The organism is Paenibacillus vulneris, assembly GCF_039543185.1.
Lineage (GTDB): Bacteria > Bacillota > Bacilli > Paenibacillales > NBRC-103111 > Paenibacillus_S > Paenibacillus_S vulneris.
The window spans coordinates 21130-47685 of record NZ_BAABJG010000021.1; the positions used below are offsets into that span (position 1 = coordinate 21130).

A 26556-nucleotide genomic window follows, 5' to 3' on the forward strand; every position below is an offset into this window, starting at 1 on the left:
ATAGGCTGCATGGCTGTTTATTATGCAAAACTCACTCAAATATTATCATACTATTATACATTTAGCGTACTATATTTCATAGTATTATTCGACAAATTTCCCTACAATGAGGTTCAACAGCATCAATACAGAGGAGTGGAACAAACGATGACACGCAAAACAAAAATATTATGCACGATGGGACCTGCCTGTGACTCCGTAGAAACGCTGAAGGAATTGATCCGTTCCGGGATGAACGGCGCCCGTATTAATATGGCTCATGGAGAGCTGTCCGATCATGCCGGAAGAATCGCAAGAGTTCGCCAGGCGGCTGAAGAGCTGGGGGCGACGGTCTCCATTCTTATCGATATTAAAGGACCCGAAATTCGTACCGGCCTGTTGGAGGAGCCCTCTTACGAGCTGCGTACAGACGATACGATCACATTGACGACCGAACAAGTAAAAGGAACGGCCAAACGCATTTCCGTGTCCTACCCGCAGCTGACGCAGGATGTGACGGTAGGCTCGCGCATCTTGATCGATGACGGCTTGATCGAGCTGAAGGTTGAGTCGATCCAGGGCACGGAGATTGAATGCCGTATTTTGAACGGCGGTGTAGTCAAGTCGCGCAAGGGCGTCAACTTGCCGGGTGTGCGTACCTCGCTGCCAGGCGTAACGGAAAGAGACGTCCAGCACATTCAATTCGCAGTCGAGCAAAATGTCGACTTTATCGCCGCTTCCTTCGTCCGCAAAGCAAGCGACATCATGGAAATCCGGCGTATTCTTGAGGAAAAGAAGGCTACCCACATTCAAATCATTTCGAAAATCGAAAATGAGGAAGGCGTCATCAATCTGGACGAAATTCTGGAAGCATCCGACGGGCTTATGGTCGCTCGGGGTGACCTCGGGGTAGAAATTCCGGTCGAAGACGTGCCGATCATTCAAAAGCAAATGATTCAAAAAAGCAACGCGGCCGGCAAAACGGTTATTACCGCAACGCATATGCTCGATTCGATGCAATCGAACCCTCGTCCTACGCGCGCAGAAGCAAGCGACGTAGCCAACGCCGTATATGATGGAACCGACGTCTTGATGCTGTCCGGTGAAACCGCCGCAGGCAAGTACCCGGTCGAATCCGTACGCACCATGGCTGCCATCGCCGCGAATATCGAGGAAGTGCTGCCTTATGAGGAAATGCTGGGCAGCAAGTCGGAGCTCCGCAAAACGAATATTACGGAAGTCATCAGCCGGGCTGCCGTAGGCTCGTCGCTCGACTTGAACGCCAAAGCCATCCTTACCCCGACAGAAAGCGGCTTTAGCGCAAGAATGGTATCCAAGTACCGTCCTAAATCGCCTATTATCGCCGTAACGGCGAATGACTGGGTGCAGCGCAGACTTACGCTGTGCTGGGGAGTAACCCCGGTTCTGGGACCTAAAGTGGAATCGACCGATGCCATGTTCGAATCGGCACTTCAGGCCGGCTTACAGACTGGTCTCATTGAATCCGGCGACCTTGTTGTCGTATCCGCGGGAGTGCCTGTAGGGCAATCCGGCTCCACCAATTTGATCAAAATTCAGCACGTTTAAAAGAAAACAAGCAGCGGAACCTGTGATCAGGCTCTGCTGCTTGTTTTCATTTTAGGATGATAAGGCCGCTTAAAGTGCTTTGTAGTAAAGAACGGTCTAGTCGGCATTAAATCAACTTGAGAACATTGTTCTTCATTAAAAGTCCTTTTGATAAAAGTCTCGGTTTCGATGATTTCTATTGGTTGAAAAACAGACGGTACATGAGCTCCGCCGCTTCAGCTCGGGTCAGCTGCCCTGCCGGATTCAAGCGCTGTTGATCATCCACTGCCAGTAAATGATGCTGCAGCAAGACAGCCATTGCTTCCCTTGCATAGTCGGATACCGATGCCCCATCCTCGAAATCGTTCAGCCGGTTAAGGGATGAAGCGGCCGGCCTTTCTCCAGGATACAGAGCTTTGGCTATCAAAACAGCCGCATCCTGACGATGCATCATCATCGCCGGTGCAAACCGGTCCGCACTTACTCCTTCTATCCATCCTGCTTTGTAGGCCAACTGAACCCATCCGTATTCCCAAGCGTCCGCATCCACATCCTTGAAGGGCAGTGAATAATCATTGCTCTCGGGCTTGGTTGAGCCGCCCTTTACCAGGCTTGCCAGCAACTTGACGAATTCTGCCCTAGTCATAGGGTCATCAGGACGGAATCGGGACATACCGCTTCCTTCTAATATCCCTTTGGCCGCTAGGGTAGAAACAGCCTTCGATGCCCAATGGGAGGCGGGAACGTCTTGAAAAGTAACTGGATTCGGCATTATCGCATACGTGCTGAAATGATTCGTTGAGAAGTGCATGCTGCTGGTTATTGCATCGTATCTTCCCGCTTTATTTTCCTTCCATCCTGCATCGTCCATATAAAAAACGGTAAGCAAATCCGTATCTACGTTCGGGTCAGCTTTATAAGGAAGTTGAATAGCCAAAGGCTTTAAAAATTGGCGTACCGGTTGTGCCTCTCCTCCCTTTGGTATTGCTTGCAGCTTCAAGCTGAACTTGGGATAAGAACCTTGTGAATCTTTGCTCACTTCAAGCTGTAGCATATCAGCATCTATTAGCGGCAGGGCATCAGGTGCCCAATGAATCGCAACACCATTCATTTGTGTAAGTACTGTGCGGTCTGGCGATACAAAAAGGGATGCCGGTACGCTGAGTGCGACAGGCAAGTCATCCGCTGCCGATTGTACACGAAGGGTCACTATTGGGGAAGCGACCGATAGACCTTTCGATGACAAGCGCTGGAGTACGGCATCTCGCAATGTATCCGCTGCTCGAAGCTTAGCCTCAAGCTCTTCAGCCGATAGTGTCGCTGTGAATCGGTCTGAGGCTCTTACAGCCGGAAGCTTGAAAGTAAATGCGTCTTGCAGTATCGCATCTGCTGCCTGCATTAACTGACTGTCGGTTCCGCCCGTCCGCATCAGGCGGTCCAGCGCTTCCAACGCCGCACTCGTTGTCGTGCTTGCGCCGCTTCCACCGGTGCCTCCAGCGCTTCCACCTCCGCCCGCGCCTCCGTCGCTTCCGCCTACTCCCGTACCTCCGTCGCTTCCGCTTCCACCGCTGCCTCCGCCGCTTCCGCTTCCGCCCGTGCCTCCGCCGCTTCCGCCTCCACCGGAGCCCCCGTCGCTTCCGCTTCCACCGGTGCCTCCAGCGCTTCCAACGCCGCCCGTGCCTCCGTCGCTTCCGCTTCCGCCCGTGCCTCCGCCGCTTCCGCTTCCGCCCGTGCCTCCGTCGCTTCCGCTTCCGCCCGTGCCTCCGCCGCTTCCGCTTCCGCCCGTGCCTCCGTCGCCTCCGCTTCCGCCCGTGCCTCCGTCGCCTCCGCCTCCGCCCGTGCCTCCGTCACTTCCGCTTCCGCTTCCGCCCGTGCCTCCGTCGCCTCCGCCTCCGCCGGGCTCGGCGGCGACAGTCACCTCGCTGAACGCTCGTTCTGTTCCGTCAGCTGTTCGCACCGTAATGGTCGCCGCTCCGGGTGCTATTGCAGTTACATGTCCATAGACGTCAACCGTTACGGATTGCGTACTCGATGTTTCATAGACCAGAGCGCCGTTTACGGCACCGGTCGGAGCAACCGACGCAAACAGCGAAGCCGTTTCACCCACCTTTAAAGACATTGTCTCCGGTGTCACCGTTACCCGCTCCGCCATGGAAACGAACGTATATACTTTAACGTCATCGATATAAACCGGGGCGTCGACTGCCCCGTAGCTGGTGCTGAACCGGATACCGTCAATAGGGCCGCCTTGATTCCAGAATGGCGCATCCACGGCCGCCTGTCGCCCATCCAAATACACTTGAAACAGCTGCCTGCTGACATCGACATCCAACTTCACGGTATGCCAGTTTAAGACGGGCACCTTGACCAAGTCGGTCGTCACATTCCCGGGACCGGTCAGCTTCAAGGTTCCATTCGAGCTAAGCTTGGCTATCGAGGTACTGCCGCTCATCAGCTCAAAGGCAGAGAATTTGCCCGTATTTTTCTCGTAAAAGCGCCACTCTACCCCCAGTTTCCCGGACTGCGGCGCAAATGTTTTTAACGCGGAATCCAAGAACTTGGCATCGTTATCGTTAAGCAGCAAGCTTTTATTCACAGCGGACGGCATTGCTTGAACGGATACCTCCGCCGTTGCCGCTTTATCGGCTATCGTCCATCCCGCAGGTTTCGTGCCGGTCACAGCATCATTGAACGTTTCGTTGACGAGCGATACGGCACCGAATTTATACATGATGACATTATCGATATATAGAACGGATGAAGCATCCTGCACGCCGGTTTGAATTTGCAGGGAGTCGATCCCGCTGCCAGGCCGGCTGAATTCCGCTCTCCATGCTCCCAACTTCCCGTTTAAGTACAGATCATATGTGTTGGCAGCCGGATCAATACGCAGCTTTAGCATGCTCCACTGATTTGCCGGAACATCAGTCAGGGGAATGCTCGCTCCGCTGGCATCGATACGGCTCAGCTTATCACCGGCTTTCAGTGTAATGACCGGCGTTCCGCCGTCCATCAGCTCGAAGGTTTGAGTGGCTCCAGCCGATGTTGAAGCAAAGCTCCATTCTATGTCCACCTTACCCGTTTGCCTCAGAAACGGCCGCTTAGCCGTCACTGTGCCTGTGCCGTTCCTGTCCATCAAGCGCAGGGCCAGCCCGTCCGTATTGGACAAGGGTACTAAAGCAGCAGATGTATTTCTGTCCGCGGATATGCTCCACTCCAACGGCTGATTTCCCTGGATTTGATCGTCGAAGACATCATACACATGGGTTATCGGTTCGCTATCCGGCAGCGGAGCCGGAAGATTAACCGGTTCCTGGATAGGCGCTTCCGGATCCGGTCGCGGCTTGAGCGGGTCCGTATCGAACACCACGTTCAGCGACTTCCCTAAGGTGCCTCCGGTATTGACCGTCAATTTGATGGTAGGTGCGAGTTGGGTAACGAACACCTGGGGATCCGAGGACAGCACTCCCGCAGCCGACCGGTCCAGCTCCAGATCTATAGCACCCGTGTTTTCCAGTGTCGGGTCGGATACGGCCAGCTCCAGCCTATTAGAGCCTGCCAGCTCGCGAGCCATAACCGATGCCTGTCTGCTGCTCGTTATGAAATCAACCTTTTTCAATGCGTCCTTCCAAAAATGAACACCCGTGATCTGGAGACTCTTCTCATACACCGCCTGAGCATCCGGGGAGTTCTCCAGTATAGTAACGCTTGGATTAGCCGAGTATGCTCCTGTCTCCGCGGCCGAACGGTTCGGAAGCAGGATATAGCTGTACGTCTCGTTGTACGGATTGCTTCCATGATTCAGCCACATCGTCATAAAACGGTTCGTTCTCGGATCAGTTGAAATCGACGGGTTATCGTTAATGTCCTTCCATGTCCCTGTACGCTGCTCTCTCAGCATGTTAAGGTTTGCGGTCTCCGGGAACACGTACCCGATGTCCGATCCTGGAACATTACCTGACAAATGCGCCCAATGCACACCATCTTTGACTGCGGACCAGCCCAAAGCAGAAGGCATCCGGTCACCGTCCACAATAAAATCATTATCTCCCGCCCCATTCAGCTTCCGCTGCTCAATCGTTGTTTCAATGGGACGATTATCACTGCTGCTAATTCCGGAGCCTAGGGCGACAATCTCTTTATCGAACATAAACCAGGATTTATTCGCCGTAAGCGAGGTCCCCATCTGGCGAAGGTTCATCCCCGATGACCCATATTCGCCGAGAGTCACTCCACCTGCCCAAGCATTAGTTGGCGTACCCTCGCCATCCCCATATTGATAATGAGGCACCGTTCGTTCCCTCGTATCTACCGTAGTCCCGGGAAGCCGGTACCAATTGACGGTAGGCCAGAAATCACCCATATACTGGCTGGAATCCCCGTTATACAAATACGTCATTCCGTCGCCGGTGTACCACCCCTTGCCGTTCTCTCCATTGGTCAGCTCATAGGTTTGAATACGTTTGGAGCTTTTGCTGACCCCGAATGCGTAATCTTGACCCCGATGGACGGACCGCGCCATGGCATTCAATTCAAAATGCGCAATAGCATCGCCTTGGGCGGCAATAGAAGGATCGGCCATCCACTGCTGCACCGTCTGCATTGTCTCAATATCCGTGATTTGCTTGTAATAGTTGTAAGTCGGATTGGCCAACAAGTAGTGCTTAATCAAGCTCTTAATGGTCTCTGCATCCTGCTGCGGCGCGAATTGGGCCAAGCGGGCCATCGCGCCGATAATGCCTCCGGCTGCCGTGTTGCCAGTATTGTTCTCCCTGGCGATAGCACGGCCTCGTACCATATCCATGACTTGACCGTTATAAATGACGGGGGCAAACGTGTCCTGAACCCATCGGTACACGTTGGACACTTGCGGGTCCGTTACGCTCCAGGTTGTCCCCTGCAGCATAAACAGCAAATTGCCTACTCCACGGATTAATACTTCACCGTAGCTTCCTGTATAAGCAACGGTAGAGTGCTGGACGAACGAACCATCCTCATAAAACCCGTCTCCCGCGGTTACATACGGGAACAAGGGACTCATTTGCTCACGGACGTTTCCTAGACGGACCGGATCTTTTTGAACGATGCCCATAAGCAATTCCGCCGTTAAAATATCCGTCCGGTTGGCGCCGGTCTGTGTAAAGGTCGGGAGAGAAATATCGCCGATATAATGGTCCATCGTTCGGACATACCGCTCAATTTGATCCTTCGTCAAATCATCGTAAAGCAGCACCATAAGATCCGCCAGCTTAAGCGGAACGCCAATTTGCCAATTCCACCAGTTTCCATACGGATTCCCGGCTTCGTTATATTGATCTCGGTATAGAAATTCCATCGCTTCTATAATATCGTCTCTCAGACCGTAATGATGATACAGCGCTCCGCCCTTCATGGAATACGCAAGCGCCATCGTCTTTAATCGGGCATAGTTGCTGGTCACAAAATCGGATGTATCTGCCGAGGAAGGAATGTCATCCCATAACAAGGCACGGTCCGAGTTCGTATGGAGCGTGCTCCAATACTTGGACGCATTGCTGTTGGTCGAATTGATAATAGCGGCGATATCGGGATCATTCCTATCGAAAGAAGCTCCTCCATCGAGCGACTTCTTCCATTTGAGCCTCATCCGGTCATACTCGTCACCTTCGTTCGGGTCACGCTGTTGTACAGTAATGAACGAGGCTGCCGTCTTACCGCCATCCTGGGAAGTGACGGTAACGGTTGCTGTTCCAGGCTTCCAGGATTGAATTCTTCCTGCTCCATCCACGGATGCAACATCCGGTAGGCTCGACGACCAGGTCACATTCCGATTCGTCGCATCGGACGGCGTAAAACGCGGCCTTAAAGTGATTTCATCCTGAACATCCATGGCAATGTTCGACGGCAGCGCTATGGACTGCACGGGAACGGAAGCGATACTTACCGTTACAAGAGTAGAGGCCGTCTTCCCTCCGTCTACCGCTCTGGCGGTAATGACAGCCTGACCCGTCGATACTCCGGTCACGACACCGGATGCATCTACGGCTGCAACCTCAGGCTTGTCGCTGGACCACTCCAGACGCGGATCGCTGGCGTCAGTCGGCTCGATCACCGCCTGAAGCGGGAGCTTGGAGCCCACAGCTGCTTGAGCCGTTGGAGGAAGCAAGACATTTTGTACCGGGACATATGTCATCACCGACACCTCCGCCGAAGCAGTCTGGTTCCCATCTAAAGCGCGAGCCGTTATCACCGAAGTCCCATTACTGACACCGCTTACAATTCCCCGGTCATCCACCGTCGCCACCGCCGGATTGCTTGAGGACCATTGAATCCGCTGGTCGGACGGATCAGCCGGTGTCCAAACCAGAGAGGCAGCGGCGGAAATCGAGCTTCCCGAGGCAATAGACATACTGGCCGGGAGCGCGATGCCGGTTACCGGAACAAACTCGGATATCTTCACATCATCAATCACCATACTTCCTGCAGAGCCGTCAGCACCCGTCTGGGAAAATTTAATAGATGAAATTTTGTCCCACTGCGCGGGAAGAGCCGTGCCAAGAAGTACGGGCTGATCATTCAGGAACACATCCATCAAACGGTTTGTGTTGTCTACAAATGCCCGCAGCTTATACCACGTATCAGCCTTATAGGTGCCGATATCCTTGGTGTAGGCCTTCATTTTCCCAGCCGTATCCACACTTAGAGGCGTAACATAAATACCGCTGGAGCTTCTCAGCTCAAACACACTTCGTGGGTGTGCTGTGTCGGAAAACATAGCGCCTGACTCCAGAACAACCTTTCCGCCTATGGGAGTAGAAAGTGTTCTTGCCGTATTGACGACCTTCCCGGGGGTTGTTGCAACAAGTCTCAAGCTTCGATCTGCACGGGTGTAAACTATCTCCCCTACCGCATAATCGCCTGTTGTGACATTTGCATTGTACAGTCCCCAGTTGCCTCCGGTTTCCGCTGTCGGTCCTGACGTAGATGGCGTTGCAGGATACGTATCAAAAGTGGCTTTGACGTAAACGATACCTGCTGCCTTCACCTCCGTGTACCCTGCCCAAACAGAAAAGGTCGAGATGATAAGAGTGAAAACCAACAATCTGGATACAGAAGATGTAACGCCCTTCCATTGCTTCAACATGCTTTACCCTCCTTCATTATGAGTTTGAAGCATCCAATTATGTATGCGCTATCAAATCCTTTCAAAAAATAAGTATGTATAGGGAAAATAACCTGCACGCCCGAAGACGTGATCAGGTTATTTCTGCTGGCTTCTGCCTCGCAGCCACACTTACTTGAACAGCTATAATTCAAAAGGATCGTCCATCCTTAGGAGCCAGGCTTGAAGCTCCGCGTTCAACTGCTGTGCCACAGGCTGCTGGGATGCTTTTTGCAATGGCAGCGGGTTCAGCTGATAAGGGTCCTCCTTCAGATCATACAGCAGCCTCAAGCAAAAATTCGGATCTACCGCGGAGTACCCCCGATGCACGACGTATGTGTATTGCAGGGTCCGTACCGCTCTCCACCCGTATCGTTTATTATCCAGCCCCTGGGCGGCGAACTGCTCCATCACATCTTTGCGGCCTGGAAAGGCACACAGGAAAGCGGGATTGTTCGGAGCGGGCTCCAGTCCGAGCAAGGCGCGAGAATAGTCACTGCCTTCTACCGTTGTTGGAACCTCCAGTCCCGCAAGCCCCAGCAGCGTCGGCATAATATCTACGCTATTGAACAGCAAATCCGTTCTTCCTGCTTGTATCTTCTCCGGCCATTTCATAAGGCAGGGAATGCCGATCGATTCCTCATGCCACGAATGCTTGGCCATTAATCCGTGTGCTCCCATCAGCTCGCCGTGATCCGAAGACAGCACGATCAATGTATTTTGCTCCAGACCAAGCTCCTTTAACTCGTGCACGATCCTTCCGAACTGTTCGTCGATTCCCGTAACGGCCGCACAGTAATCCCTCATATACCGCTCCAGATTGTCCATCCCGTCCTCGATGGGTTCACCTGTATGGGCGGCTAGCCCCTCTGCTTTCACATTGGGACGCCACTTCAACGAAACGTCCTTATACCGCTCTTTATACTTTTCCGGCACTTGATCAAAAGGACTATGCGGAGGATTCCACGACAAGAACAATGCGAATGGAGATTTTTGACCGCTTTGCCCACGCAAATAGCTTATCGCCATATCGGTTTCGTGCTCGACGGACCATTGGTTGACCTGAATCATCTCCGGCGTGTCCTTCCAATAATGGGGCGTCAAATGCTCGTCATAAGTTCCATAGGAATACCAGTAATCGAAGCCGTGTCTTTTGGGACCCGGAGGTGTGTAAGCATCCCAGCCAGCAGCGCCGGAGACAGGATGCTCTGTCACATTTTGCTCCGGCAGGTCCAGATGCCACTTACCGATATAACCGGTACGGTACCCGCCATGCTTGAGAACATCTCCGATTCCTATCGCATCCTCACGAAGCGCAATATCGGCGCCAAGCTTGCAGTTCGTATACACCCCGTTCGTCTGCGGGTACGTTCCCGTCATTAAAGCCGCCCGATGCGGCGAGCACAGAGGCGTACAGCTAACGGCATGATCGAAGACCAGACTGTCTTTGGCGAAAGCATCGATATTCGGCGTCCACACCACGTCCTCCTGCCGAAAGCCGGCAGCCTGCCTGCGCCATTGATCGGCGAAAATGTAGACGATATTCGGCCTGTTTCTCTTTTGCGCGTCACTCATCACAGCCTATCACCCTTTCACGGCTCCGGCGGAAATGCCTTCCACGAAATGATCCTGCGCCATAAAGTAAATGATGATGGTCGGAATAATGGCACATACGGCGGCAGCCATCAGAGGCGCGTATTCCGTCGCATGCTCTGTCTGGAAGTGCTGCATCCCGAGCTGCAGTGTAAATAACTTATCGTCGTTCAAATAAATGAGCGGCCCGAGAAAGTCGTTCCACGAATGCATGAAGGTAAAGATCGTAAGGCTTGCGATAGCAGGACGTGTCAAAGGCATAATGATTCGGGCAAAAATACCGAACTCGCTCAACCCGTCGATACGAGCCGCTTCCGACAGCTCCTCGGGAATCGACATATAAAACTGCCGGAATAAGAAGACGCCGAACGGACTGAAGGCTCCAAGCAAAATAAGCGCCCAATGCGAGTTTAACAGCCCGAAATGCTTCATCAGCAAAAACTGCGGAATCATCATCACCTGGAACGGTATCATCATCGTCGTGATGTATAAGAAGAACAATTTGTCCCGCTCCGGGAACCTTACCTTAGCAAAGGCATAAGCGGCCATGGAGCAGGTGATGATCTGCAGCAGCGTCGTGCTGACGGCAATTTTGATCGTGTTCAAATAGTAAGTGAAAAACGGAAGATCCTGCCATACCTTCGAATAGTTCGAGAAGTAGAACGTACTCGGTATCCACTGGATCGGAAACCCGAACACCTCTGCCTCCGATTTGAAAGATGCCGATATCATCCACAAGAACGGCAAAATCATCGAGCCTGCGACGGCTATCAGCACGATATAAAGCAATCCTTTACTCACCCACGCTCCGGACGAGCGGGACAGCTTCAAGGAATGCGGTTGTTTGGAAGTTTGTGCGACTGAGTTCATTCTCTTGTCATCCCCGTTCGTCGGTTAGTAGTTGACCCATTTTTTCTGGCCGCGGAATTGAATAATGGTAATAAGGACAATGATGGCGAACATCACGTAAGCCATGGCCGATGCATAGCCGTATTCATATCTTTGGAAGGCCGTATAGTAAATATCGTACACGAGCACGTGCGTCGAGCGCCCCGGCCCTCCCTTGGTCAGCAGGAAGATCAGATCGAATACTTTAAACGAATTGATGATGCCCATAATAATTGTGAAAAAAATGACCGGCGACAGCATCGGAATCGTAATTTTGATGAGCTGTGACAGCTTGCCCGCCCCATCGATCTCCGCCGCCTCGTACAAGTCCTTCGGAATCCCTTGAAGACCCGCAAGATACAGCACCATGTAATAGCCGACATTTTGCCAGATCGTGACTATAATGACCGAGAACAGCGCCCATTGGGTGGAAGCCAGCCATCCCGGGGGATTCTCGATACCCACACTTCGCAAAATTCCGTTGATGGGCCCCATCGTCGGGTTGAACAGCAGCTGCCATACGACCGCAACGGCAATGGTCGCTGTAATGTGAGGAAGAAATATCGCAGTGCGGAATATTTTGAGTCCTTTGATCCCTTTATTCAAGGCTACGGCAGCCAATATAGCCAGCAGCAGCGTCAGCGGAACCGATACGACCATCATCACGATACTGTTCAAAAGCGAAATGCGGAACGATTCGTCGCCGATCAGTCTTTTATAATTATCAAGGCCTGCGAAGGTAATATCTCCGAAGCCGTTCCAATCGGTGAAGCTCATTACGAATGATGCCATAACCGGAAAGCAGATGAACGTCAGGAAGCCGAGGATATTAGGGAGCAAAAAAGCATACCCTACCAGCCGATTTCTTCTTGTTAGCGCTCTGGATGCCTGCATGCGGTCCAACTCCCTCCTGTTGTTGGTGTTCCCATTAGTCTTTGATAAAGTGCAGCTGTCCGTGGGGAAAATGCCTTCAGCCGGCTCAAACATCTTGTTTATCGTCAATTGGAATTTCTTTTATGGTGTTGACGATAAGCCAAAACTCGCGCTGAAAGCATCTTTCCCCACTAACTATGCTGATTCCACTTTATCAAGTACAAAATGGGAACACCTTTCTTTTTCTACTAAATTATTTTTTGCCTGCTTTAAAATCCTTGGCGTATTTATCCGCCCATTCCTTCTGAACGCGCTCGCCGATTTTTTGAATCGCCTGATCGACCGTTTGGCCGCCGGACAGCGCCAGCTCGCCTTCCTGCAGATAGATGTTGCCGACGACGATATTTTTCACACCTGGGAGCAGAGGATACTCCGGATACTCTTTTTGTTCCACGAAGTAGTGAATGTTCTTCGGTTTCATGCTGCCGTCGCCTACATACGCTTTGCGGATTTCATCGTTCGTGAAGCCGGTCAGGAAGCCTTTGGATGCGAATACCTTCGCACCTTTGGCGCCCGTCAAATATTGCAGCAGCTTGAATGCGGCTTCCTTATTCTTCGAATCCTTGTTGATCATAATGGATACCGGAGTCGCCAGGCTTGTATTCGCGGCTACGCCCGGCGGATGCGGGATCGGTACAACATCCCAGTCAAAGCTGATTTTCTTATCCGTTTCCGCTTGGCGAAGCTGCGCTACGTGCCAATCACCGATGAGGTTCATCGCAACATTGCCCTTTTGGAACGCGGAATTGTAATGCGCGGAGGTCGTCACCTGCTCGGACCATGGCATGATGGAGCCGTCCTTCTCCATATCCTTGCGGAATTGGAGCGCTTTTTTAAACGGCGTCAGATCCTTATCAATGATGGAGGCTCCCGTCTGAACGGCCTGCATATACCAGGTCTGCGCCCATTGCTGCAAGTATGCGCCGTAAATTTTGTTCGCGCCCTCGCCTTTCGTCATTTTCTTCGCCAGTTCCCGGAACTCGTCCCATGTCATATCGGCCTTCGGATAAGGCACGTTCGCCTGGTCGAACAACGTTTTATTGTAATACAGCATGTAATTCGATTTGCGGTATGGCAAGCCGTACATTTTGTCATTTACCTTCATCCCGTCGTACAGCGGACCGAAGCCGGAAACATCCACATTATTCTTCTTGATGTAATCGTCCAACGGCTCCAAAATGCCCGTATCCAGAAACACGTCCATATTGCCGCCGAACAAATCGATCTTTTCGCCGCCGGATAGTTGCAGACGCAGTTTTTCATAATATTGCGCTTGAGGAATCGTCTCGAATTGGACGTTAATATTCGGGTTTTCCTTCTTGAATTCTTCATAGGCCAGCTTGGTCGTTTCCAGATCGTCAGGCAGAATGGTCATGCGAAGATTAACCGTTTGCGAATCGGTGGAAGCTCCGTTATTCGCTGCTTTATTCTCGGCCGATTTATCCCCGCAGCCAGCTGCAACGCCTACTAATAAGGTTCCCGCTAAGGCGACACCTATCACTTTTTTCCCCACATAGGAAAGTTTACCTTCATGAATACCTGAACGTAATGAAGGAGCTTTCCTATTGGCGATTAAACCTGCCATTGAACGCGGTCGCTCATCTTTGAAAGTCCTCGATATAGGTTTTTTCAATTTACATCCATCCCTTGTTTTGTTATCATAATGATTACGCTTTCGTCGCTGTCTATAGTATAGGGGAACCCGAGCCGGTCGCAGAAGGTGAAAGTTTTATTCCCCCTCTATCATCCACCCGTATTCTGACATCTGGAGTCGTTCAACATGATCTATTTCACGCTGCTGTTTATCGTCTGTTCGATTCTTCTCACCTATCGTAAAATGAACAGCCTGTCCACCCGATTTATGTTCGGCATCATCCTCGGATGGGTCATTTCATTCGTTTCCTTTACTTTGTATTTAAGTAAGTTTAACTATTATTACAATATCATTCATACGTTTTTTAACTTTAGCCCGGGCACGTGGAACTACCTTGTACTGACCAAGTTTAACGCCAACATGCTGATTCGCTTATTGAATGGCGGCATTATTTTATTCAACGGATCGCTTCTCTGCTTTGCCGTTTCCTTTACCCGTACGTCCCGAAAACGGACCAACGCCAACATTTATGCGGCTATCGCCTTGTTCTCCGTCATTTCCTTTGTATTTTACGATCCCGGTGTTCAAATATGGCTTCAGGATTTGGCCGTCGACCATGCCGCTGCGGAGGGGCTGTCATTAAGCACAGCGATTCATATCGGAGAATACGGCTTCCGTTATGCCGGGGATGCGCTTATTCTGATCGCCTTCTGGATGCTGCTCAATTATTATATGAATTATCCGAAGATCCGTTTTTTGAAAAACTACGCGCTGTATCACATATTGAGCCTGATCCCCGTTGTCCTGATTCATTTCCTGCTATTTTCATGGGCTCCCAAGAACCTGGTCATAGCAACGTACCTGCAGGGATACTACAATTACCTTCAGCCGCCAATCGGCTCCTATCCACTGACGCTGTATGTTTTTCCTTATGTGGTATTTGCGGCGCTGGCCTTTTTGCTGCTTATTGTGTTTAAATACAATTCCATAGAGACGTATCACAAAAATCAAGACATTCAAATCAATAAAAGCATTGATACGGCTTCTCTGGGAGCAAGAGCCTTTACTCATGCATTGAAAAATCATCTGCTAGCCGTACGTTCCGAGGCGGAATATTTGAAGGAGAAGCACGCGGACGACGAGGATACTTCCTACAGCCTGGATTTGATGCTCAAATCTTGCTCTGCAGCAATGGAAAGTATAAGCGATGCGGCCCACAAGCTTAAATCGATTGAGCTGAATCTGCAGCCATGCCGCCTCAATCTTCCTGTCAAGGAGGCGCTCTCCCTGGTCAAGCAGGGTCCCCATCAGGCGGATATCAAGTTTGTAGCGAGTGCCGAAATCCCTGCGGCTTATATCGATCAGCAGCACATGGCCGAGGCGATTTATAACATTATTGAAAACGCTCTAGAATCGATAGACGGTACACCGGATGGAGCGATCGTTATTCATCTGGGGCGGCAGGACAGCTGGGGAATGATCTCCATAACCGACAATGGGCCGGGAATGCCGAAGGAGCATCTGGATAGGATCTTCTCCCCCTTCTTCTCGACCAAGCCGTCGATTCATAACTGGGGGATCGGCCTATCTTACTGTCACAAAATCGTTGCGGGGCATGACGGCAAGATCAGTGTCGACAGCAAGCTGGGGCAAGGAACCACATTTCGTATTTATTTACCTGTTATTTAGAATAAATCCAAGCCAGAAGCCGTTTATTCAAACATTTCGAGATAAGGCAGGGGAATAAAATATACCCCCATCCGACAACAGCCAGAAAAAGGGGAGGCGTCTTTCATGAACGGGGATCACATCAAAATACTGATTGTAGACGATATGGAGGCTCATCGCAGAAGGCTTGAGCGTATCATTGCCGCTTGTGAGGATATGGAGAGTGTAGCGTCGGCAAGCTCAGGCTACGAAGCTGTCATGTACGCCGCCATGCATCAACCGGATATTATCCTGATGGATATCGAAATGGAGGATCCGCTAGCGGGCATTCATGCGGCCAAACAAATTAATGAGAAGCTGCCGCATATTAAAATTATTGTGTTGACGGTGCATAAGGACGACAATATTATTTTCGCTGCGTTTCAAACCGGCATTATGGATTACATCCTGAAAACGGCGGAGAAGGAAGAAATTGTGGAGGCCATACGCTCGGCTTTTCATAACCGGTCCCCCATCCGTCCCATGATCGCCGAGAAGATACGCGAGGAATTCGTCCGGATCAAAAAAACGGAAACCAGCCTGCTCTATGTCATTCAAATTATATCGGAGCTGACGCCAAGCGAGCTGCAGGTGCTCAAGCTTCTCTGTGAGAATAAAACGCGCAAGCAAATATCCGAGGAGCGGACCGTCGAATACGAAACGATCAAAAAGCAGGTCGGCAGCATCCTGAAAAAATTCAAAATGCAGAGCACGGCCGAGGTGGTGGCGACGGTCAATGAATTGAAAATATTCGAGGTGCTGAAAAAACTATGACTGTAACGCAAAACGGCAGCTTTCGAGAGTCTCGAAGCTGCCGTGTGTATTAATTTCAGCTAAACATGTTAACCCGCTATTTCTTCGCTGCCTCGATATCCTTGGCCGCCTGCTCCGCCGCCTTGCGGAAGGCGGTGTTTGCATCGCTCAAGTCCTGAGCAACCTCCCGGAACGCTGCTGTCGTAGGCTTCTCGGCTATATCATCGTAGACGGTTTTGGGTGAAATCGGCGCCGGCTTGGTCGGATAAAAGGCTTTGATGTTTTTCCCTTTCAGCGTCGGTACATCCTTGCCGAACGATTCGATCAGCTTCGGATTGTTCACAACCGGCATTCCCGTGCCGTCCGCCGCGAATTTCTCCTGCATCTCGTCGGAGGTCAGATAAGCCAATATATCAAAGGCAACATCCTTATGCTTGCTTGTGCTGGCGATGCTGGCAAGGGTAGGGTACATCTGGGAGCCGACTCCCGGCGCTTCTTTGAACGATGGCAGCGGTACGGCATCCAGATTCATATCCGCAGGGGCTCCTACCATCGTGCTGTTAAAGTAAGCGTACATGGCAAGCGTCCGGTCCTTGATGAACAGATCGGCCTCCTTCCCGTGCTTCTCCTTCGGAAGAACCGCGCCCGGGATTTTATAAAACCTCGCGAAATTTTCCGCGAACATTTTGAATTTCTCCGTATCCATCGCTGGCTTCATCGTCTGGGGATCAACGAATGGCAGCGATAGCTGGTTCACCCTCTCCATATGGGACACGGAGGTTGCAAAGCCGTAGTATTGCGTCCCTCCCTCCGTACGCGTCATCTTTTTGGACAGCTCATACAGATCGTCCCAGGTCATGCCCTCCTTAGGGTAAGGTACGCCGAACTTGTCAAACAAATCCTTGTTGTACATAAGAACTTCCGCCGTCGTAAAGATCGGTAGAGAGAATATACTCCCTTTGCCATAATCCTTAATGAAATCAAACATAGATTTTTCCAAACGGCTTGTATCGTAATTGGTTTTCTTAATAAATTCGCCTAAATCAGTCTGAAGGTTGTAATTTTGGAACTGGGCGACGAAGCCTATGGATAGAATGACGATATCAAGGTCCTGCCCGGAGGCTATAACCTCATTAATACTCGTTCCCGTACCGAATGGGATAAATTTGGGGGTCACATACGGAAACTTCTCTTTAATTTTCTTCCCCATCAAGTCCATAAACTGCTCATCCGTCGTTCCCGTATTAGGACGGTAAAACGTAATTTCTACAGGCTCCCGCTTGACCTCGTTAGCTGCCTTGGCTGTAGGTTGATTCTCCTTGGAGCCTCCGCCGTCCGCACCTCCACAGGCGGACAACATCAAGAGCGTACTTAAGGATGAAGCCAGCATCACACGATTTCTTCTTTTCATTCCATGACCCCCCGAAAATGAAATATGCAAGGAAAGACACTGATTCAAGGTGACGTTTAACCTGTAGCACCGCTTTATGACCTCGAATTAAAACGCTTACATAAATCGCTTTCATTTATTATATAACAAAAGAACATTGCAGCATGCACCACAATATTCATTCATTTTTGTACTATATTCACATCTTATTCAAAACCTCTTGCCAATGTTCGAATCAACCCGCAGAGCCCCAAATAGCCACCAGCATAATGCCCATAGCGACGACGGCAGAGGATACGATTCTTTGAAGCCCCTGTTTTTCTTTTAACAGCCAGACCCCCAATATCGTCCCGAATACGATTCCCACCTCTCTTATCGGTGAAATGTGGGACAACGGGGAAATATTCATGGCATACAAAAACAGCAGATAAGAGCCCGGATTCAAAATGGATCCGACGGCAATCCCCTTCCATTGCTCCATCAGCTTCTTCTTCCAATGCGGGACGGTACGGACCGACTTGGAAATGCCGAGGACGAAACCGATATTGGCAATCTCCAGCAAAGTAAACGGCGACAGATTGGACAAATTCAGTTTGTCGACAAGGACGTAGCATGTCGTGCACAGCCCTACCAAAAGAGCTAATATTACGGGCTTCCCCTGCGCATGGCCGCTATGACGTCCAAGCAGCCGGCTGCTCATAAGAAAAATTCCGGTTATGATGCAAGCGAGCCCCAGCCATCCCCACAAAGAAAGCGATTCGCCGAGAAATAGCACGCCAATTGCCGGAATCAGCAGCGTCGACGTCCCTCTCATCAGCGGATACACCTGGGACAGATCACCGTGCTTGTAGGTTTCTGTCAGCAGAAGACCATAGGCGGCCTGCAACCCGAGGGATAACAGAACGAGCAGCCAGCCGGAAGCCGGTAGCTGTGCATGAAGGAGCTCCATGAAAGATGAGGGAAGAAGCACGAGGACGGAGGGGATAAGAATAGCCCATAGAAACAAGCCCTTCTCCTCGCTTTTCTTCGCGAACAAATTCCAGACCGCATGGGTCAATCCTGAACAAATGACTAATAGTACGGCAACAATGATCAAAAGAAGTCATCCCCTCTCACCAACCAACACACATATTAACACACAAACACACAAATATTCAACCCTTTTTCCGGTTTCAAATAACACTTGTCAGGGGCGCCTCTCCTACTTTTTCATTTGAACTAAACTTTCCGTTGCTCCTCTTTCCTACAGCGTTTAATCTGAAGCTATCTTTCATTCGGAAAGGATGCGTCCATATGTTAGCTATTACATCCATTCAGGATTGCCCTGAGCGCCAGATGGAGCTTGCGGAATATGTTAAAGCAAAGTGGCCCAACGTAGCCAATGTTGTTCTTCCTCAGATTGATCTAAGCTTATCGTCAGAAGCAGGCTTGCCGTTTACATTTCTGCTCCTGAAGGACAATCAAATCATTGGATTTTATCAGTTAATTCAACATGAATTTGTAAGGAGAAAAGATTTAACCCCGTGGATAGCTCCACTATTCATTGACGAAAAAGAGCGGGGACAAGCGTATGGCTCGGTTTTATTGGAGCACGCCCGAAACATAGCGGGGCAATTGGGCTATAAGAAGGTCTATTTGGCGACGGACCATATTCTCTACTATGAGAAATATGGCTTTAGGGAAATTGGATTGGACATTTTCGAATGGGGAAGACCAACTAAACTATATGAGCATGACACCATTGTGTAATTCAACATCGTTCAGAATGGGACCACCCGTATCAAAATAGCCCCGTAAGAGGACCCTATTAGGGGTACAAATCCTCTTACGGGGCAAGCTGTTACCGTATGACTTCTACAGGTTGTCAAGCATCCTCAACAGAACGGCAACCGCTTCGGCGCGCTTGGCCTGTTATTGCTTCACTTTATTCAAATACGATTGAAATCCCACTATTCGCATACTTCTCCACAATCTCCCGATCAATTAATGAATCGGTGACAATGCGCTCCACTTCGTTAATCGCACAAACCTTGATCAATGACACGACCTCGAATTTGCTGCTGTCGGCGAGCGCGATGGTGCGCTTGGCATTTTTATGCATAATCTTTTTGAGCTGGATCTCGCCGATGCCGTAATCGGTAATCCCCTCTTCCAGAGAAATCCCGCTCACGCTCATGAAGAACAGATCGGCATGGAATTGCGAGACGAAGGCTTCCGCCAGCTCCCCGACAACCCCACGTTCCTGATTGCGTATGACGCCGCCCGTCAGGATAATCGTATAATTGGGCATCTCTACAAGCTCATTGGCAATCGGAAGAGAATTGGTAATGATCGTAAGCCGCTCAAACTTGCGCTTCAAGGCGCGTGCAAACTCCGTATTGGTAGTGCTGACATCCAACGCTATGGACTGCCCTTCCTCTACGTACCGGGTAGCCAGCTCAACGAGCTGCTTCTTCTCCTCGACGAATTTCGTTTCCCGAAACGTTAACGGCTGTTCCTTCTTATAGTCTATGTCAGCCAGAATGGCTCCACCGTGCACCCGCTTAAGAAAGCCTTCCTTCTCCAGAAATTCCAAATCTCTGCGCACCGTTTCGAACGAGACGCCGAACATCTCAATCAGATCGGAGACGACGACCGATTTTTCTTTGTTAATTTTTTGAATGATGGCTTGATGCCTTTGCTGCACGAACAAGTTATTTCCGTCCTTTCCAACAAGCTGGCTCGCGGAAACACAAGCTATCGACATTGTAGCATAAACCAACCGTTTTTCATAACGAAACACACACAGTTACAACTACCCGCACAAGAGATCAGATAGGCTCCTCCTCCAGACGGGTCGCTTCCGTATAATTGATAAACTTGCGCAACGCGCCGGCCATTTCGCGGCTGATCTCTCCCTGTTCAAACAGCTGCTGAACCTCGTTCCGCTCCGCCTGGATCGCCTTGAATAGCAGCTCCGTCTTCTGCTTATGGAACTGCTCCAATTTATGCGGTTGAATCTGCTTCCTGCATAGCCGATCAATCAAGATATGGTAGTGAGAAATAACCGTTTCATAAGCACTTCGGTTTTTCTCGGTGATTTGCTTCTGGATTGCCGATATGGCCGCGCGCGACGTCTGAATTTTGGCTGAGCGGAGCGAATCGGTAGGCAGGCCTTGCTCCTGCTTCTTCCTGCCCCACTTCGACCATAAACGCTTCATCACAATGGCAGGCACCGACAGCCTAAGACGAAGCCGGTTCGAACAGGCGAGCTCCATTTCGTTCAGCATCCGCCGTGCCTGCAGCTCCACCTCGTGCGATATTTCTTTGTCAGCCAGCATTCGGGCCAGCTCCTCGCGCTCCGCCTGAATGCCGATCAGTCTGGCTTCATTCTCCATCACCCGATACGCCTGGCTTAATCTGGAGTCGTTGTAACCGATCTCGGTTCCCGCCCTCAGAAGCTTTTTATAATCGGTAATCACGGATTGGGCCGCAGGGCGGTTCTCGTCAGTCATTTCTTCTCTAATGGAGCTTATGGCCGCCTTAATAATCCGGATTCTCGCATCCTTCTCCTGCAGCTGATGACTGTCCTCCGCTCCCCCTTCCTCACGCTTTGCGAAGAGCGGCAGCAGAAGACTCGCGGCCAGAAGCGTGAACAAGATCACGCCTGCCGAAATAAAAATAATGAGGGACCGCTCCGGAAACGGGCTTCCGTCCATTAAAGTGTAAGGGATCGAAAATGCGCCTGCCAGAGTGACCGCTCCTCGCACACCTGACAAGGAGGTCAGCAAGGAAGCGGTAAAGTCGGCTTTCTTCAAAAACAGAAAAACCCAGATAAAGCGAAGACAGATCAGCATGAGCGAGACGATAATAATATAGCCGAACACCTGCGCATTATTAAAAGCGGCGTCGACATAGATGACATGAATGACCTCAGGTATTTGCACCCCCAGAATGAGAAATACAAGGCCGTTCAAGATGAACAAAATAACCGACCAGGTGCTGGCGGAGACGATCTGCATTTTAGAGGTCGTGTTCTCCATATGATCCTTCTCGACCGCATGAACGATCCCCGCAGCCACCACGGCCAAAATGCCGGATACCTTGCATTCCTCCGCCAGAAAGTAGATGAGGCAGGGAGTTATCATTTGCAGCAGCATATGGAAGGTCGCATCCTCCATACCTAACCGGCGAATCAGCATCCGGATGCGAATGATGAGAAAGGCAGCGACGACGCCGACCGCCAGCCCGCCTATCGCGACCAGCACAAAGTTAAGCGCGGCGCTGCCCAGCGAGAAGGCTCCGGTAACCATAGCCGCTATGGCGAACTTGAAGGCGACCAGGCCGGAGGCATCGTTCATCAGCGCCTCTCCTTCGAGAAGGCGCATGATCTTCTTCGGCAATCGGATACGCCCTGCCAAGGAGCTTACCGCAACCGCATCTGTGGGGGATAAGATGGCAGCCAAAGCAAAGGCGGCCGGAAGCGGAATCGATGGAATCATCCAATGGATAAAATAGCCGACAACAAATACAGTGACGAAAACCAGTCCTAACGCTAACAATAAAATCGGAACCCGCAATCTCCAGAGCTCGTCTCTTGGGGTCATTTTGCCATCATTAAACAAGAGAGGGGCAATGAATAAAATAAAGAACAGCTCAGGCTCCAAGGGAAGGTGAAGTCCTAGCGGCAAAATGGCCAATATCATTCCCAAGGCAACCTGAATTAGCGGGACAGGAACGAGCGGCATAAACCGGTTCAGCAAATTAGAAAGAATGATCATTACCAGCAGCATAAGGACCGCCAAAAATACTTCCATCCTGCCAAGTCTCCTTCAGGGAATATGGTGTCGTCTAACACTTGTATAACCGAATTTCCCCCGGGATAAACGATTATCTTTGAACGCTCCGCCTACTTTTGTGATTAACGCCGCTTTCCATGTATAATATAGCTACTTATGCCGAACGGCTGAATTTGACTAATGGGGGGAATCCGTCCCATGGATACTAACGGAAGCTTATACGAGCAGCAGACGGCCAAGGCCCTGAAGCTGTGGGAGAGGGAATTATTAAAGCCGCCAGGATTACTGGAGAGAACGTCACGGTCGGTTTCGATGAAAATCAATCAGGTCATTCCGGAAAAGGTGCATCAGACGATTACGGCAACCGTTAAGGGAATTGTCCAGACCGCGTTATTCAGCCTGGAATATATGCCCAAGAATCCTCCTATCGTCGGAGCTACGCTTGCCTTGAGAGATCACAGGGCCGAAGAACTGCTCGGCTTTTATAAAAAGCTGGCGGCGGCGGAAGGCGCGGGCACAGGCGCGGGAGGCATTCTGCTCGGGCTGGCGGATTTCCCCATTCTCATCGGAATTAAAATGAAGTTTCTGTTCGAGCTGGCGCATGCCTATGGGCATTCCACACAGGATTACCGGGAGCGGCTGTTTATCCTGTATATTTTTCAGCTGGCCTTCTCGGGCCAGGATAAAAAGCAGGCGTTATTCCGGACCTTGTCCCGTTGGCCGGAAACCGCACGCTCTCTCCCGCCTGCCGAATCTTACGCTCGGCATATTGATTGGAAGCAGCTGCAGCAGGAGTATCGGGATACGATCGATTTTCGAAAGATGCTCCAGCTGGTGCCGGGCATAGGCGCTGTCGTCGGCGCATGGGCGAACTACGGCCTGCTCGATGAGCTGGGCCGGGTCGGCATGAACTGCTACCGGCTGCGCTGGCTTCAGGAAGCGGAAGCCCGTAAACTGCAGGATTCTTCGGATCCAGAAAAGGGGGATGGAACGGATGAAGATTAGCAAACAAACCGCAGAGCATTATGTATGGGGAGATCAATCTGACGGATGGCACTTGGTCAAGCAGGAGGACTTAAGCGTCATCCATGAACGGATGCCCGCCGGAACCGCGGAAGTGCGTCATTATCATGTACGATCCCGGCAGTTTTTTTTCGTGCTGAAGGGCGCGGCGGAGATGGAGCTGAACGGTGAGACGGTACAGCTTCAGCCTCAGGAAGGGATCGAAATCCCTCCGGGAGTCCCCCATCAAATGAAAAACAGTTCGGAGCAGGACGTAGAATTTCTGGTCATCTCCCACCCGCAAACCCGCGGAGATCGTATCTCGGCGGAATAGGCTCGGTCATGCCATGCTACTGACCCGCCCCTGGTATCCCTCCGACTTAAAAAAGAAAAAATAAAGAAGCTCCTTTTAGGAAGCTTCGGGTTGTTGAGAAGTCTGGTTTTGCGGGAACTTTGCTACATATGGAGGTGGGGTATGCTTCGGAAGAGTTTACGTCCGCCTTTGAAACCCGCGAAAATACCGCATAAAATTAAATAAATATTTCGCGGGTTTCAACAGCGGCTGTAGGGGCATACCCCACCGGAGTATATTAGCAAAAGTTCAAGCTCTACAGGCTTCTCAACAAACTCGCTCCCTTCTAGGGGGCTTCTTTATTTTTACCAGGTAACGATTCCCTTCGACCCCGCTCCCGGATTGTTCAACATCTCCATAACCGGAACCGTATAGGCCACAAGGACAAGAACTACAATCACGCCGACCCATACTCCCCAGCGCTCGAAGATCGCCGGGGTTTGCTCCGCCGTATCCCGCACTTCGGCAATCGGATACTCCGTGCTGCCCTTAGGCGCATTGAGCAGCATGATCACGTTCATGATCATCATAATGACGCCGATGAACAGGATCGTCCCTCCTATGGCCATCACTACATGATAAGGCATCCATAGAACCGCATCCGGATGGTTCTCATAGGTCGTATAAGCGGTTCGGCGCGGTGAGCCGAGCAGCCCGGAGATGTGCATGGAGCCGGACATGAAGAACATCCCGGCCAGCCAGACGATAGTCTGGGCTATCCCCAGCTTATGCATCAAAGGCGTCAGGACACGCCCTGTCAATGCAGGCAGCAGCCAATAGGTCACTCCGAAGAAGGTGAGCGCGACACTTGTTGCAACGGTCAGATGGAAGTGCCCCGTCACCCACAGCGTATTATGAACGACCATGTTCATTTGGTTACTTGCATTGATCAGACCTCCTGCACCGGCCGGAATAAAGATGAGCATGCCCATGAAAGGAGCGAAGAAACGCACGTCCTTCCAAGGAAGCTTCTTCAGCCATCCGAATAACCCGGTTGCCCCGACTGACCGCCCATGCAGCTCAAAGGTGGCGAACAGTGAGAAGGCTGTCATGAGAGAAGGCACGACAACCATAAAGGTAAGAACCACCTGCACGTATTTCCATACCGACGAAATCCCCGGCTCCATCAGCTGATGGTGAAATCCGACGGGAATGGAGAACAAGAGCAGCATGATAAAAGCCAACCGCGCAAGCGCATCGCTGAACATTTTGCCGCCGATAATTTTGGGAATCACAACATACCAGCACATATAGGCTGGGAGCAGCCAGAAATAAACGAGCGGATGGCCGAAGTACCAGAATAAAGTACGGCTCAGCACCACGTTCACCGTTTCTACCCAACCGAACGACCAAGGGATCAGCATGAACAAGACTTCGATAGCGACGCCGATCGTGGCAATAAGCCACATCAGCATGGTCACGACAGCCATGAAGCCAAATAGCGGGGACATGCGGCCGCCATGCGTTTTTTTCCAATACCGATACTGGATAAATATCCCAAAACCACTCATCCAGCTGCCTACTACAACTAAAACCAGAGCGACATAAAACCATGGCGATGCCTTCATCGGAGCATAGAACGTATACAGCACCGTCGCTTTATTCAACAAAATCATGATTGTGGCAAGAATCGTACCCGACGTCATCAGTCCGTACCCGAGCCATCCTAGCGATCTGGCAATCGGCAGCAGGCGGCCTCCCATCGTTTTAGCCACGCCGGAGTACAGAAACCCGATGATGAAATACGTGGTAAAAATAAGCGCCATCAGCACGCCATGCGCAGTAAGCAGCTGGTAATATCCGATTTCGTACGGCAGCTTAATAGCTCCGCCTCGTACCAGGCCTTGCAGCACGCCGGCTACTCCCCCCAGCAGAAGAGCCAGAAATGCGAATAATACATGCGCGAGCACTAGCGCTGAATCACGGCGGTCGAATTCTTTTATCTCGTTACTCATTTTGATAACACTCCTTTACAATCACTGCCCGCTTATTGTGATCTTTTTCACATAACAGGAATCAGACATAGAGCTGTTTCCTGCAACGTACTATTTGACAATAATTCTTGTCTGCATCATTTCGTGCGCCGCACCGCAGTACTCATTGCACAGTACCAAATATTCCCCCGGCTTGGTGAACTTGTAGGTCAAATGGTTGATTTCTCCTGGAACCACCATCATGTTTACATTCGTTCCCGGAATTTGAAATCCGTGTACAACATCCTTGCTTGTCATGTGAAAATGCACGGTAGCTCCGGCGGGGATCTCCATTTTCTCCGGCCCATAGCCGAAAGCAAACGCCAGCATGTACGCATCATACTCATTGTCTCCGATTTTCTTCAAGCCCGGTTCGTTGAATGGCGCCGTCTGGTCCACCGTCTCCGGATCTACGACTTCACGGTGATGGCCGGATGCATGGTCCCCCGGAGGCTGCGCTCCCAGGGCAAAAGCTCCGACCCCCAGCACGATCAAAAACACACCCAGCATCGAGACGCCGACCGTTAACCAAATTTTCTCCAGCTTGTGCATATGCATCCATCTTCAATCCCTTCCACGAAATGATTACCCCCGAGCAGCAAACAATACGAATACGCCGACCCAGCTCAATATCAGAAAAGCAGCCAGCAGCATGACCGATACGAACGTCCCCTTCAGCTTGGTATCGTCTGCCGATTTTGAATCCTTGAGCTCCATCACGCTTCCTCCCCCTTCGGATGTTAACTTCTGTGTTCATTGTAAAAGCAAGGCTGCAAGCCCACTATGAGCAAAGTCACAAGCGATCCGCCGGAAATCGTGAACATTTTATGTACGGAAAAAGTATTTTGCAGGAAAGACCGAACATGCTCAGCTCTGGGTAAAATGAAAAAAGACATTCGGACTCTTC

General features: G+C 50.9%; 18 protein-coding genes. 6 read left to right on the plus strand and 12 right to left on the minus strand.

Annotated features, from left to right (window positions below; translation table 11 throughout):
- The first annotated feature begins 147 nt into the window (after positions 1-147).
- Complete coding sequence (gene pyk / locus ABEA66_RS18520; RefSeq protein WP_345589682.1) at positions 148-1566, plus strand: pyruvate kinase; 1419 nt, start codon at positions 148-150, stop codon at positions 1564-1566.
- Between the two features lie 175 nt (positions 1567-1741).
- Here pyk and ABEA66_RS18525 read toward each other — a convergent pair whose 3' ends face one another.
- The 5 genes from ABEA66_RS18525 to ABEA66_RS18545 form a co-directional block, all read right to left on the minus strand.
- Positions 1742-8668 (minus strand): polysaccharide lyase family 8 super-sandwich domain-containing protein, encoded by a 6927-nt coding sequence (locus ABEA66_RS18525; RefSeq protein WP_345589684.1) that lies wholly within the window; start codon positions 8666-8668, stop codon positions 1742-1744.
- Between the two features lie 162 nt (positions 8669-8830).
- On the minus strand, positions 8831-10261 hold the full coding sequence (locus tag ABEA66_RS18530; RefSeq protein ID WP_345589686.1) for a sulfatase family protein: 1431 nt from the start codon (positions 10259-10261) through the stop codon (positions 8831-8833).
- Between the two features lie 9 nt (positions 10262-10270).
- Complete coding sequence (locus ABEA66_RS18535; protein ID WP_079909913.1) at positions 10271-11149, minus strand: carbohydrate ABC transporter permease; 879 nt, start codon at positions 11147-11149, stop codon at positions 10271-10273.
- Positions 11150-11173: 24 nt separating this feature from the next.
- Positions 11174-12061, minus strand: coding sequence for a carbohydrate ABC transporter permease (locus tag ABEA66_RS18540; protein WP_079909912.1), 888 nt, complete (start codon positions 12059-12061; stop codon positions 11174-11176).
- Between the two features lie 232 nt (positions 12062-12293).
- Positions 12294-13613: an ABC transporter substrate-binding protein gene (locus ABEA66_RS18545; protein ID WP_345589689.1), complete on the minus strand. Its 1320-nt coding sequence runs from the start codon at positions 13611-13613 to the stop codon at positions 12294-12296.
- Between the two features lie 267 nt (positions 13614-13880).
- Here ABEA66_RS18545 and ABEA66_RS18550 point away from each other — a divergent pair, with 267 nt between their 5' ends.
- Entirely contained in the window at positions 13881-15383 is a 1503-nt protein-coding gene (locus tag ABEA66_RS18550) for an ATP-binding protein (protein ID WP_345589691.1), read from the plus strand.
- Between the two features lie 105 nt (positions 15384-15488).
- Positions 15489-16175, plus strand: coding sequence for a response regulator transcription factor (locus ABEA66_RS18555; RefSeq protein ID WP_079909909.1), 687 nt, complete (start codon positions 15489-15491; stop codon positions 16173-16175).
- A 76-nt stretch (positions 16176-16251) separates the two neighbouring features.
- On the opposite strand, the gene ABEA66_RS18560 is transcribed toward ABEA66_RS18555, so the two are convergent.
- Positions 16252-17565: an ABC transporter substrate-binding protein gene (locus ABEA66_RS18560; RefSeq protein ID WP_345589694.1), complete on the minus strand. Its 1314-nt coding sequence runs from the start codon at positions 17563-17565 to the stop codon at positions 16252-16254.
- Positions 17566-17779: 214 nt separating this feature from the next.
- The gene (locus tag ABEA66_RS18565) at positions 17780-18640 is read right to left on the minus strand and encodes an SMR family transporter (protein WP_345589696.1); all 861 of its coding nucleotides are present in this window, start codon (positions 18638-18640) and stop codon (positions 17780-17782) included.
- A 197-nt stretch (positions 18641-18837) separates the two neighbouring features.
- On the opposite strand from ABEA66_RS18565, the gene ABEA66_RS18570 reads away from it, so the two are divergent.
- Positions 18838-19293, plus strand: coding sequence for a GNAT family N-acetyltransferase (locus ABEA66_RS18570; protein WP_345589698.1), 456 nt, complete (start codon positions 18838-18840; stop codon positions 19291-19293).
- Between the two features lie 175 nt (positions 19294-19468).
- Here the strand turns inward: ABEA66_RS18570 and ABEA66_RS18575 are convergent, their stop codons facing one another.
- Positions 19469-20230, minus strand: coding sequence for a DeoR/GlpR family DNA-binding transcription regulator (locus tag ABEA66_RS18575; protein ID WP_345590087.1), 762 nt, complete (start codon positions 20228-20230; stop codon positions 19469-19471).
- 124 nt (positions 20231-20354) lie between these two features.
- Positions 20355-22340: a Na+/H+ antiporter gene (locus ABEA66_RS18580; protein WP_345589700.1), complete on the minus strand. Its 1986-nt coding sequence runs from the start codon at positions 22338-22340 to the stop codon at positions 20355-20357.
- A gap of 180 nt (positions 22341-22520) precedes the next feature.
- Between ABEA66_RS18580 and ABEA66_RS18585 the strand changes: the two genes are divergently transcribed.
- Positions 22521-23327 carry an EcsC family protein gene (locus ABEA66_RS18585; RefSeq protein WP_345589702.1) on the plus strand — a complete coding sequence of 269 codons (807 nt, stop codon included), beginning with the start codon at positions 22521-22523 and terminating at the stop codon, positions 23325-23327.
- A complete protein-coding gene (locus tag ABEA66_RS18590) occupies positions 23317-23658 on the plus strand; it encodes a cupin domain-containing protein (protein WP_345589704.1) in 342 nt (113 codons plus the stop codon). Before ABEA66_RS18585 ends, ABEA66_RS18590 begins: the two co-directional genes overlap by 11 nt.
- Positions 23659-23981: 323 nt before the next feature.
- On the opposite strand, the gene ABEA66_RS18595 is transcribed toward ABEA66_RS18590, so the two are convergent.
- The 3 genes from ABEA66_RS18595 to ABEA66_RS18605 form a co-directional block, all read right to left on the minus strand.
- Positions 23982-25631 carry a b(o/a)3-type cytochrome-c oxidase subunit 1 gene (locus ABEA66_RS18595; RefSeq protein WP_345589706.1) on the minus strand — a complete coding sequence of 550 codons (1650 nt, stop codon included), beginning with the start codon at positions 25629-25631 and terminating at the stop codon, positions 23982-23984.
- A gap of 90 nt (positions 25632-25721) precedes the next feature.
- The gene (locus tag ABEA66_RS18600) at positions 25722-26207 is read right to left on the minus strand and encodes a cytochrome c oxidase subunit II (protein ID WP_079909901.1); all 486 of its coding nucleotides are present in this window, start codon (positions 26205-26207) and stop codon (positions 25722-25724) included.
- Between the two features lie 27 nt (positions 26208-26234).
- The gene (locus ABEA66_RS18605) at positions 26235-26366 is read right to left on the minus strand and encodes a cytochrome c oxidase subunit 2A (protein WP_192704127.1); all 132 of its coding nucleotides are present in this window, start codon (positions 26364-26366) and stop codon (positions 26235-26237) included.
- Positions 26367-26556: the final 190 nt, after the last annotated feature.